13 protein-coding genes are annotated in these 11,297 nt (G+C 60.0%); 11 read left to right on the top strand and 2 right to left on the bottom strand.

Annotated features, from left to right (window positions below):
• Positions 1-14: 14 nt before the first annotated feature.
• From HGP17_RS04005 to HGP17_RS04040, 8 genes are all read left to right on the top strand, one after another.
• Positions 15-656, top strand: a complete 642-nt coding sequence (locus HGP17_RS04005; RefSeq protein WP_168806135.1) for an SGNH/GDSL hydrolase family protein — start codon at positions 15-17, stop codon at positions 654-656.
• Between the two features lie 52 nt (positions 657-708).
• On the top strand, positions 709-2,154 hold the full coding sequence (gene lpdA / locus HGP17_RS04010) for a dihydrolipoyl dehydrogenase (RefSeq protein WP_168806136.1): 1,446 nt from the start codon (positions 709-711) through the stop codon (positions 2,152-2,154).
• A gap of 55 nt (positions 2,155-2,209) precedes the next feature.
• Positions 2,210-2,464, top strand: coding sequence for a GlsB/YeaQ/YmgE family stress response membrane protein (locus HGP17_RS04015; protein ID WP_168806137.1), 255 nt, complete (start codon positions 2,210-2,212; stop codon positions 2,462-2,464).
• Between the two features lie 112 nt (positions 2,465-2,576).
• Positions 2,577-2,825 (top strand): GlsB/YeaQ/YmgE family stress response membrane protein, encoded by a 249-nt coding sequence (locus tag HGP17_RS04020; protein ID WP_168806138.1) that lies wholly within the window; start codon positions 2,577-2,579, stop codon positions 2,823-2,825.
• A gap of 34 nt (positions 2,826-2,859) precedes the next feature.
• Positions 2,860-3,831: a lipoyl synthase gene (lipA, locus tag HGP17_RS04025; RefSeq protein ID WP_168806139.1), complete on the top strand. Its 972-nt coding sequence runs from the start codon at positions 2,860-2,862 to the stop codon at positions 3,829-3,831.
• Positions 3,832-3,987: 156 nt separating this feature from the next.
• Positions 3,988-4,581 (top strand): AAA family ATPase, encoded by a 594-nt coding sequence (locus tag HGP17_RS04030; RefSeq protein ID WP_168806140.1) that lies wholly within the window; start codon positions 3,988-3,990, stop codon positions 4,579-4,581.
• A gap of 9 nt (positions 4,582-4,590) precedes the next feature.
• Positions 4,591-5,184, top strand: a complete 594-nt coding sequence (locus HGP17_RS04035; protein ID WP_168806141.1) for an AAA family ATPase — start codon at positions 4,591-4,593, stop codon at positions 5,182-5,184.
• A 9-nt stretch (positions 5,185-5,193) separates the two neighbouring features.
• The gene (locus tag HGP17_RS04040) at positions 5,194-5,640 is read left to right on the top strand and encodes a type II toxin-antitoxin system RatA family toxin (protein WP_168806143.1); all 447 of its coding nucleotides are present in this window, start codon (positions 5,194-5,196) and stop codon (positions 5,638-5,640) included.
• Between the two features lie 11 nt (positions 5,641-5,651).
• Here the strand turns inward: HGP17_RS04040 and HGP17_RS04045 are convergent, their stop codons facing one another.
• Entirely contained in the window at positions 5,652-6,149 is a 498-nt protein-coding gene (locus tag HGP17_RS04045) for a CinA family protein (protein ID WP_168806145.1), read from the bottom strand.
• Entirely contained in the window at positions 6,146-7,369 is a 1,224-nt protein-coding gene (locus tag HGP17_RS04050) for a bifunctional 2-C-methyl-D-erythritol 4-phosphate cytidylyltransferase/2-C-methyl-D-erythritol 2,4-cyclodiphosphate synthase (RefSeq protein ID WP_168806147.1), read from the bottom strand. The genes HGP17_RS04045 and HGP17_RS04050 overlap by 4 nt, the downstream gene beginning before the upstream one ends.
• A gap of 221 nt (positions 7,370-7,590) precedes the next feature.
• On the opposite strand from HGP17_RS04050, the gene dusB reads away from it, so the two are divergent.
• From dusB to ntrC, 3 genes are read left to right on the top strand one after another with little or no spacing between them, the layout of a single operon-like run.
• Entirely contained in the window at positions 7,591-8,619 is a 1,029-nt protein-coding gene (dusB, locus tag HGP17_RS04055; protein ID WP_168806149.1) for a tRNA dihydrouridine synthase DusB, read from the top strand.
• Positions 8,616-9,773, top strand: a complete 1,158-nt coding sequence (locus tag HGP17_RS04060; RefSeq protein ID WP_168806151.1) for a nitrogen regulation protein NR(II) — start codon at positions 8,616-8,618, stop codon at positions 9,771-9,773. The genes dusB and HGP17_RS04060 overlap by 4 nt, the downstream gene beginning before the upstream one ends.
• Positions 9,770-11,221, top strand: coding sequence for a nitrogen regulation protein NR(I) (ntrC, locus tag HGP17_RS04065; protein WP_168806153.1), 1,452 nt, complete (start codon positions 9,770-9,772; stop codon positions 11,219-11,221). Before HGP17_RS04060 ends, ntrC begins: the two co-directional genes overlap by 4 nt.
• Positions 11,222-11,297: the final 76 nt, after the last annotated feature.

Genomic DNA, 11,297 nt, shown 5'->3' on the forward strand with positions numbered 1-11,297 from the left:
ACACGGAGGCATGAATGACCAAGACTGTTCTGTGTTACGGCGACTCGCTGACATGGGGCTACAGTGCCGAAACGGTCGGCCGTCATGCCTATGAAGATCGGTGGCCGAGCGTGCTGCAAAAGGCGCTCGGCAACCAGGTACACATCATCCCGGAAGGGCTGAACGGCCGTACCACCGCTTTCGACGATCATCTCGCCGATTGCGACCGCAACGGTGCGAAGATCCTGCCGACGATCCTGCAGAGCCATAATCCGCTCGATCTCGTCATCATCATGCTCGGCACCAACGACATGAAGCCGGTTGTCGCCGGTTCGGCCTTTGCCGCTCTGCAGGGTATCAGCCGCTTGATCCAGCTGGTGCGCAATCATGCCTGGGGGTTCGATTACGAGGTGCCCGACATCCTCATCGTCGCCCCGCCGGCAATTACCGAGACGGCCAATGCCGCTTTCGCGGCGAGCTTTCTCGGTGCTGTAAAGGAATCGAGCAAGCTGCCGACGCTTTACGGCGATCTGGCGGATGAACTCGGATGCGGCTTCTTCGATGCCAATACGGTCGCCGTCACCACGCCGCTCGATGGTGTGCATCTCGATGCGGAAAACACCCGGGCGCTCGGTCGCGGCCTCGAGCCGATCGTGCGGATGATGCTCGGTCTCTGATAAATTCAAGGCGCCGGCTCTGACCCGCCGCCAGCAATAAGGCAGGAAACACATGGCTGAGAATTACGACGTCATTATCATCGGCTCCGGTCCGGGCGGTTATGTCGCCGCCGTGCGCGCCGGCCAGCTTGGCCTGAAGACCGCGATCGTCGAGCGTGAACATCTGGGCGGCATCTGCCTCAACTGGGGCTGCATTCCCACCAAGGCGCTGCTCCGCTCGGCTGAAATTCTCGATCATTCCAACCATCTGAAGGATTACGGCCTTGTTCTCGAAGGCAAGGTGAGCGCGGATGTGAAGGCAGTTGTCGCCCGTTCGCGTGGCGTTTCCGCCCGCTTGAACACCGGCGTCGGCTTCCTGATGAAGAAGAACAAGGTCGACGTGATCTGGGGCGAAGCCAAGATCACTAACCCGGGCGAAATCGTCGTCGGCAAGTCGACCAAGCCCGTTGTCGAGCCGCAGCATCCGCTGCCGAAGAACGTCAAGGGCGAGGGCACCTATACCGCCAAGCACATCATCGTCGCGACCGGCGCCCGTCCGCGCGCTCTGCCCGGCATCGAGCCGGATGGCAAGCTGATCTGGACCTATTTTGAAGCGCTGAAGCCGGATTTCCTGCCGAAGTCGCTGCTCGTCATGGGCTCGGGCGCGATCGGCATCGAATTCGCGAGCTTCTATCGCTCGATGGGTGTCGATGTGACCGTCGTCGAAGTCATGCCGACCATCATGCCGGTCGAAGATGCCGAAATCTCCGGTATTGCCCGCAAGCAGCTTGAAAAGCGCGGCCTGAAGATCCTGACCAAGGCCAAGGTCACCAAGGTTGAGAAGGCCGCCAACTCGATCACCGCGCATGTCGAAACGGAAGACGGCAAGGTGCAGCAGATCGTTGCCGACCGCATGATCTCCGCCGTCGGCGTCCAGGGCAACATCGAGAACCTCGGCCTTGAGGCGCTTGGTGTGAAGACCGACCGCGGCTGCGTTGTCATCGACGGCTACGGTAAGACCAATGTTCCCGGCATCTATGCGATCGGCGATGTCGCCGGCCCGCCGATGCTGGCGCACAAGGCTGAGCATGAGGGCGTCGTCTGCATCGAGAAGATCGCTGGCCTGCCGAACGTTCACCCGACCGACAAGGGCAAGGTTCCGGGCTGCACCTATTGCCAGCCGCAGGTCGCCTCCGTCGGCATCACCGAGGCCAAGGCCAAGGAACTCGGCCGCGATATCCGTGTCGGCCGCTTCTCCTTCGCCTTCAACGGCAAGGCGATCGCGCTCGGTGAGGATCAGGGTCTTTGCAAGGTCATCTTCGACAAGAAGACCGGCGAATTGCTCGGCGCGCACATGGTTGGCGCCGAAGTGACCGAACTCATCCAGGGCTTCGTTGTCGCCATGAACCTGGAGACGACGGAAGAAGAGCTGATGCACACGATCTTCCCGCATCCGACTGTTTCCGAATCGATGAAGGAGTCGGTGCTGGACGCTTACGGCCGGGCGCTGAACGCTTGATAATTTCCTGGCTCGCCCTTTATCCAAGGGGTGGAAATCAGGAAAGGAAATCAACATGTCTATCACGGCGGAAGGCTGGGTCGTCTTTCTTCTTATCGGTCTGGTGGCGGGCTTTCTCGCGAGCCTGATCGTCGGTGGAGGCGGGCTCATCAGTTGCCTGGTGAGTGGTGTCATCGGGGCTTTCGTCGGCGGTTTCCTGTTCCATTATTTCGGGATATCGCTCGGCATTGAAAATGCGCTCGTCGTGGAAGTCATTCATGCCACGGTCGGTGCGATCGTGGTGGTGCTACTGGCGAGATTGATCGCCTAGAGCGGTTCCAGGAAAAGTGCGTAGCAGCGCTACTGGAACTGGGTAGACGCAAATGGATTGAGCCTTTCCGTGACTTGATTGGAAACGGAAATGCTCTGAAATCGGAGATGTGATGGAAAGTGTCGGTTGGCTGGGTCTGATTATCATCGGCGGTCTCGCGGGCTGGCTCGCAGGCAAGCTGATGGACGCACGCTACGGCATTATTCTGAACATCATTCTCGGCATCGCCGGCTCGGTGGTTGCGGCAGGGCTTCTGGTGGCCCTGCATGCCAACGTACCAGGAGGCCGGCTTGGCTTTTTCATCACCGGTTTCATCGGTGCATGCATTCTGATATTCCTCGCCAAATTCGCTCGGCGATGAAGGCCGCACTTGAGCGGCGGAAAGTAGACGTTTCATGGTCACGATTCTCGACACGATCAATCCTGAGGCAAAGCGCGTAAGGCATCCGGAAAAGGCGCATCGGCCGGATACCGAAGTGCTGCGCAAGCCGGAATGGATCCGTGTGAAGGCGCCGACATCGAAGGGGTATGCCGAGACCCGCTCGATCGTGAAGGAGCATAAGCTCGTCACGGTCTGCGAGGAGGCCGGCTGCCCGAATATCGGCGAGTGCTGGGACAAGAAGCACGCCACATTCATGATCATGGGCGAGATCTGTACGCGCGCCTGCGCCTTCTGCAATGTCGCGACAGGCAAGCCGAATGCGCTCGACATGGCGGAGCCGGAAAATGTCGCCAAGGCCGTCAAGGAAATGGGCCTTAGCCACGTCGTCATCACCTCCGTCGACCGCGACGATTTGGCAGACGGCGGCGCCGAGCATTTCGAGAAGGTGATCTGGGCGATCAGAGCCGCTTCGCCGGGAACCACGATCGAAATCCTGACGCCGGACTTCCTGAAGAAGCCGGGCGCGCTAGAACGTGTCGTCGCCGCCAAGCCCGACGTCTTCAACCACAATATGGAAACCGTGCCGGGCAATTACCTGACGGTTCGCCCCGGTGCGCGCTACTTCCACTCGGTTCGCCTGCTGCAGCGCGTCAAGGAGCTGGACCCGACGATGTTCACCAAATCGGGCATCATGGTCGGCCTCGGCGAAGAGCGCAATGAAGTGCTTCAGCTGATGGATGACCTGCGCACCGCCGACGTCGACTTCCTGACCATCGGCCAGTATCTGCAGCCGACGCGCAAGCATCACCAGGTGATGAGCTTCGTGACCCCGGAGGAATTCAAGTCCTATGAGACCGTGGCCTATACAAAGGGCTTCCTCATGGTGTCTTCGAGCCCGCTGACCCGCTCCTCGCACCATGCCGGCGACGATTTCGCGCGCCTTCGCGCCGCTCGTGCCAAGAAGCTTCTGGTTGCGGCCGAGTAAGCAACGCAAATTAAAACTTGTCATTTGATCGAACCGCGGCGATTGTGCCGCGGTTTTTGTTTGTGCCGTCATGTTCCTGTCATTCGTGCGGCCTAGGGAACACGCCGCCGTTTGTGACCGGTATCGGCGCTTTAGATTCGATTGTGGAGCTGGACCGTGGAGCAAACTATCGCGCCGCTGGCGCTGTCGCGTGCCGTCGATATGGAAGAGGCGGCGTCCATCCTTGCAAAAGCAGAGCGAATTCTGGTGATCGGCTGTTCGGGCACCGGCAAGAGCACGCTCGCGCAGGCAATCGCATCCAGACTGGATGTCGTCTATGTCTCCATGGATCGGGATATCTTTTGGCTGCCAGGTTGGAAGACCAGATCAAGACCCGAGGCGCGTTCCCTGATCGAGCAGGCTGTGGCTGGTCCTCGCTGGATCATGGACGGCAACAGCCCGGGAACCTTGCCCTTGCGGCTGCCGCGCACGCAGATCGTCCTATGGCGCCGCCCACCGCGACGGGTCGCGCTCTGGGGCGTCTTTGCACGATGGCTGCGTTACAGAGGCGGCACCCGGCCCGAAATGGCGCCGGGATGCCCGGAGCGGCTGAACTGGAAATTCCTGAAATATATCTGGACGTTCGAGCGTGAGGAGGTGCCTCAGTTTGAGGAGATGCTTTCGCTTCATGGGCGAGACGTGCCGGTCCTGACGTTGAAATCCCACCGCGAAAGCGATGAACTTCTGGCGCGCCTTCAACACAAGATATGAGAGGCTGAGATGGATGTTCCGGCAGTACCCGATTTGCACAGCGAGGTGCGCGATCTCGCCGAGGCGGCCGCTCGTATTCGTCGCGCAAATCGAATCATGGTGATGGGCTGCTCCGGCGGCGGCAAGTCGACGCTGTCACAGAAAATTGCCGATCGCTTCGGCCTTGCCTATGTTTCGATCGATCGCGATGTCCTGTGGCTTCCCGGATGGGTCGAGCGTGCAAAGGATGAGCAACGCGCCATCATCATCTCCAAGGTTCGGGAAGAACGATGGATCCTTGATGGGACGAATCCTTCCACGTTCGATCTGCGCTTGCCGCGGACCGATCTGGTCATTTGGGTGCGGATGCCTCGCCTCCTGTGTATCTGGGGCGCGGTAACGCGATGGATCAAATGGATGGGCCGGACGCGCCCCGAAATGGCACCGGGGTGCATCGAGAAGATCGATTGGGAGTTCCTGCGATTCATCTGGACATTCGAGGAGAAATTCTCGCCGCGCGTCACAGCCGGTCTTGCCGAGCACGGCCCCGATGTCCCCGTCTTGCAGCTGAAATCCCGCGGCGAAATGCGTCAGCTTCTTGATCTTCTCGGTCGTCCTGCTTAATTGCGGCTCATGCCTCAGTTCGAAACTCATCGCCCCGTCCCCCATTCCCCCGATCAGATGTTCGACCTCGTTGCCGACGTCGAGCGATATCCGGAGTTCCTGCCGCTTTGCGAAGGGCTCTCCGTTCGCAGCCGCAAGGAGCGCGATGGCAAGATCCTGCTGATTGCCGATATGACTGTCGGTTACAAGGCGATCCGCGAGACCTTCACGACGCAGGTGTTGTTGAACAAGTCGGAGCGCGCCATCGACGTGAAATATATCGACGGCCCGTTCAAGTATCTCGACAATCGTTGGCGTTTTCAGCCGGCGGAAAACGGCGGGAGCGTCATCGATTTCTTTATCGACTACGAGTTCAAGAGCCGCATTCTCGGTGCGCTGATGGGGTCGATGTTTGATCGTGCGTTCCGCATGTTTACGGATGCCTTCGAAACGCGCGCGAACAAGATCTACGCCTGAGCCGTCCGCTGTTACCGACCGAGCGTGACGAGCATCTCCAATGCCGTGTTCAAGGTGGCGAGCCGAACTTTGTCGCGGCCGATATCGCCATAGCGCATCTCATGGTGAATGAAGCCACCGCTGCGCGCCTTTGCCGCGAGGTGCACGAGCCCGACAGGCTTTTCCGTCGAGCCGCCGCCAGGACCTGCGATACCCGTGACCGCTACGGCAAAATCGGCATGGGAGCGGAAGAGGGCGCCATGCACCATCTGGAGTGCCGTTTCCTTCGATACAGCACCGAATTGCGTAAGGGTCTGCTCTTGAACGCCGAGCATCTCCATCTTGGCGGTGTTGGTGTAGGTGACGAAGCCGCGATCGACCACGGCGGACGAACCCGGAATTTCGGTCAGGGCACCGGCAATGAGCCCCCCGGTGCAGGATTCGGCCGTTGCGATCATCCACTTTTTCGCAGTGAAGTCGGTAACGATCTTCTGCGCGAGCGCAATAGTCTCATCGGGGAAATGCATCACGGCTTGCCTCCGCGATAGACGACGGTCGCGGTTGCGATGGCTGCGATGCCCTCGCGGCGGCCGACAAAGCCGATTTTCTCGTTGGTCGTTGCCTTGACGGAGCAGCGATCGATGCTGATGCCCAGAAACTCCGATAGCCTGGCGCGCATGACATCGCGGTGTGGCCCGACTTTCGGCGCTTCGGCGATCAGCGAGACATCCGCATTCATGATGGTGCCGCCGCGCTCGCGCACGATTTTTGCCGCATGCTGGATGAAGATCCGGGAAGGGGCGCCCTTCCATTGCGGATCGGAGGGCGGGAAATGATCGCCGATATCGCCGGCGCCGCAGGTGGCAAGCAGTGCGTCCGTCAACGCGTGCAGGGCGACATCGGCGTCCGAATGCCCCTTCAGCTTCTGGTCGTGCGGAATGAAGACGCCGCAGAGAATAACGCCATCGCCGGGCTCCAGCTGATGAACGTCATAGCCGTTGCCGGTGCGCACGTCGGGCAGCAGCAGGCCGGTACTGAGCTTTTCATCGGCCATGGCAATATCCCTCTTGATCGTCAGTTTTACGTTGTCGGCGCTGCCGATAACCAATGTCACCGGCAGGTTACACCATTCGGCGATCGACGCATCGTCGGTGAAATCGGTCCGGCCATCGGCTTCGGCTCTTTCGTGGGCGTCGAGGATATCGGTGAATCGGAAGGATTGCGGCGTCTGGGCAGCGTGAAGTCCCGCACGCGGCACGGTGTCGACGACCAGCCCCTCCGTGTTGCCGCGCTTCAACGTATCGGTGACAGGCATGGCCGGTAAAACGGCCGGTGCACCATCCGCCAGCGCGGCAGCAACACGATCCAGCAGATCATGGTCGAAGAACGGGCGCACGGCATCATGGATCATCACATGCGTCACGCCGTTTGGTTTCAGGTGCCTGAGCCCCGCAAGAACGGATTGCTGGCGCGTCGGGCCGCCAAAGGCGATCTCGATCTCCGGTGGATTGGAGACCTGTTCCAGCGCGGCCCTCAGCAGCTTCTCGTCATCGCGATGGATCACGACGACAATCTTCGCCGTCTGCGGCCATGTCACGAATCTTTCAAGCGTATGCGCAATAACCGCTCTGCCGCCGATGGGACGATATTGCTTGGGGCCTTCTTCCGGAGCGCCCGCCCGTTCGCCACGCCCGGCGGCAACGATCACGATTCCCACCGACAGCGGTTGCGTTGAATGCATTTGCGTCATAAACCCCCGAAGAATGAAAGGCCGGTCTTCGGCATGGCTTTGGAAGGCGTAACGCTTTCCTTTGAAAAAGCACATGCTAAATGGACCGCCAGAAGACGATCCTGTTTGAGCAGGGTCTATCGCCTCAACTGAGTATTTTCCAGCATCTGCCCAAAAATTATCGGGATTCTTCGAAACCCCTTGGCAAACTTTTAAAGCGTGTCTAAAAATAGTGCAGATGTATGGTGTGCCCGAAAGATAATCATTTGCTTTCTCCCAAGCTTGCAGCTCCATTTTCCATCGGTCCGGTATCCATTCGAAATCGCGTCATCCTTGCGCCGATGTCGGGCGTCACGGATCTGCCGTTCCGGCAGCTCGCATTGCGCTACGGGGCCGGCCTTGTGGTGACGGAAATGGTGGCAAGCCGCGAGCTGGTCCAGGATGCGGCCGAATCGTGGGCGCGTCTGAGAAGTGCCGGTTTGAAGCCGCATATGGTGCAGCTGGCAGGCCGTGAGGCGCACTGGATGGCGGAGGCGGCCAAGATCGCCGCCGACAACGGCGCAGATATCATCGACATCAATATGGGCTGCCCGGCCAAGAAGGTCATCGGCGGCTACTCCGGGTCGGCGCTGATGCGCGATCCGGACCATGCGCTGACATTGATCGAGGCGACTGTGCGCGCCGTGAAGATACCGGTAACGCTGAAGATGCGGCTCGGCTGGGACGAGAATTCCATCAACGCGCCTGATATCGCGCGTCGTGCCGAGGAGGCTGGCATTCAGCTTGTCACCATTCATGGCCGCACGCGTATGCAGTTCTACGAGGGTAGGGCAAACTGGGACGCGATCCGTGCCGTACGCGATGTGGTCTCCATTCCGCTTGTTGCCAACGGTGACGTCGAGACGGCTGAGGATGCGCAGGAAATCCTGCGGCGTTCCGGCGCCGACGCCGTCATGATCGGTCGCGGTTGCCAGGGGCGCCCATGGCATGCCGGCGTGCTGGCCGGTCATCGCGAACCGGCCCGCGAGGAAATCGTCGCGATCGCACTCGAACATTACCGGATGATGCTGGAGTTTTACGGCGAGGCCGTCGGCATTCGCCACGCCCGCAAGCATCTTGGCTGGTACCTCGATCGCTATGCGCCGGCGACGACAGGCGTCGACAAGGCAAAAATCATGACGTCGAAGGAGAGCGGCGAGGTGGCTGCATCCTTCCATGCTGCGCTGTCGGCCGGCGCCGATCTCGCGCAAAGCGTCCAGGAGGCTGCATGACTTCGAAATCCAGCTCCGGAGCCGAGGGCGATACGGCCAATTCCGTGGCTATGGCCGTTCTAAACGCGATCCAGAATCCGGTTATCATGGTCGATGAAGCCGGCCTCATTGCTTTCGCCAATTGGGAGGCGGAAGCCTTCTTCGGCGCGAGCGCATCGCATCTGTCGCGATACAAAATCTCCAGTTTCATTCCGTTCGGCAGCCCGCTGCTCGCGCTGATCGACCAGGTGCGCGAGCGCCGCGCACCCGTCAACGAATACCGCGTCGATCTGAGTTCGCCACGTCTTGGGCAGGATAAGCTGGTCGATCTCTACGTTGCCCCCGTTTCGAGCGATATCGGCTCGGTGGTCGTGGTGTTCCAGGAACGCTCGATGGCCGACAAGATCGACCGGCAGCTGACGCATCGCGCCGCTGCCCGCTCGGTCACCGGCCTTGCCTCCATGCTGGCGCATGAGATCAAGAATCCCTTGTCGGGTATTCGCGGTGCGGCGCAGCTGCTGGAGCAATCGGTCGAGGACGACGATCGCGCGCTGACGCGGCTGATTTGCGATGAGACCGACCGCATCGTCTCGCTGGTCGACCGCATGGAGGTCTTCTCCGACGAGCGGCCCGTCGATCGTGTGCCCGTCAATATCCATTCCGTGCTCGATCATGTGAAGGCGGTCGCCAAGGCCGGTTTTGCCCGTAACATCAAGATTTCAGAAAACTACGATCCGTCGCTGCCGGCGGTTTTCGCCAATCGGGATCAGCTCGTTCAGGTTTTCCTCAATCTGGTGAAGAATGCTTCCGAGGCTGTGGGCGATCGGCAGGACGGCGAGATCATGCTGACGACGGCCTATCGTCCCGGCATCCGGCTCTCGGTTGCCGGTACGCGTGAAAAGATCTCGCTGCCGCTGGAATTTTGCGTCATCGACAACGGCCCCGGTGTGCCGTCCGATCTCGTGCCGCATCTGTTTGATCCGTTCATCACCACCAAGACGAACGGAACAGGTCTCGGCCTTGCGCTTGTGGCCAAGATCATCGGCGATCACGGCGGCATCGTCGAATGCGACAGCCAGAACCATCGCACCACATTCCGTGTTCTGATGCCTGCTTCCAAAGGTATCACCTTAGAAGATGCCCCCTTTCCGAACTCTACAGGGACTACTCGATGACAGCCACGATCCTTGTCGCCGATGACGATGCGGCCATCCGCACCGTGCTCAACCAGGCTTTGAGCCGCGCGGGCTACGATGTACGCATTACATCGAACGCTGCCACGCTCTGGCGCTGGGTTTCGGCCGGCGAAGGCGACCTCGTTGTAACCGACGTCGTCATGCCCGACGAAAATGCCTTCGATCTCCTGCCGCGCATCAAGAAGGCAAGGCCTGATCTGCCGGTTCTGGTGATGAGCGCCCAGAACACCTTCATGACGGCGATCAAGGCGTCGGAGAAGGGTGCCTACGACTATCTCCCGAAGCCGTTCGACCTGACCGAACTGATCGCGATCGTCGGCCGTGCGTTGGCGGAACCGAAGCGCAAGCCGGCAAAGATCGATGACGACATGCAGGACGGCATGCCGCTCGTCGGCCGCTCCGCCGCGATGCAGGAAATCTACCGTGTGCTCGCACGCCTGATGCAGACCGATCTGACGCTGATGATCACCGGCGAGTCGGGTACCGGCAAAGAGCTGGTGGCGCGCGCCCTGCATGATTACGGCAAGCGCCGCAACGGTCCGTTCGTCGCCATCAACATGGCGGCCATCCCGCGTGATTTGATTGAATCCGAGCTGTTCGGCCACGAGAAGGGCGCTTTTACAGGCGCGCAGACCCGCTCGACGGGGCGCTTCGAACAGGCCGAAGGCGGCACGCTGTTTCTCGACGAAATCGGCGACATGCCGATGGATGCGCAGACCCGTTTGCTGCGCGTGCTGCAGCAGGGCGAATATACGACCGTTGGCGGCCGCACACCGATCCGCACCGATGTCCGCATCGTCGCTGCCACCAATAAGGATTTGAAGCAGGCGATCAATCAGGGACTTTTCCGCGAGGATCTCTATTATCGTCTCAACGTGGTGCCGCTGCGTCTGCCGCCGCTGCGTGATCGTGCCGAGGACATTCCCGATCTCGTGCGCCATTTCATCACCCAGGCGGAAAAGGAAGGGCTTGGCTCCAAGCGCTTCGATCAGGAAGCGCTGGAGCTGATGAAGGCTTATCCATGGCCGGGTAACGTGCGGGAACTGGAAAACCTCATTCGCCGCTTGATGGCGCTATACCCGCAGGATGTGATCACCAAGGAGATCATCGATGCGGAACTGCGCGCCGATGTCCCCGATAGTCCGATCGAAAAGGGGCCGGTCCGCACCGGCTCAATGACCATCGCTCAGGCCGTGGAAGAGAACATGCGAACCTACTTCGCCGGTTTTGGCGAAAATCTGCCTCCGCCCGGCCTCTATGATCGCGTGTTGACCGAAATGGAGTACCCGCTGATTCTCGCGGCTTTGACCGCCACGCGCGGCAATCAGATCAAGGCTGCCGATCTTTTGGGCCTCAACCGCAATACGTTGCGCAAAAAGATTAGAGAACTGGGAGTTTCGGTTTACAGAAGCTCTCGCACGGCTTGACAACTCAATCCGATGCGTTGCATTTTCGCCACAATGCGTTGCTTAAAGGTCACGCAGCAGATTCGTCGTTTTTGCG

The organism is Rhizobium sp. P38BS-XIX (assembly GCF_012641435.1).
GTDB lineage: Bacteria > Pseudomonadota > Alphaproteobacteria > Rhizobiales > Rhizobiaceae > Rhizobium.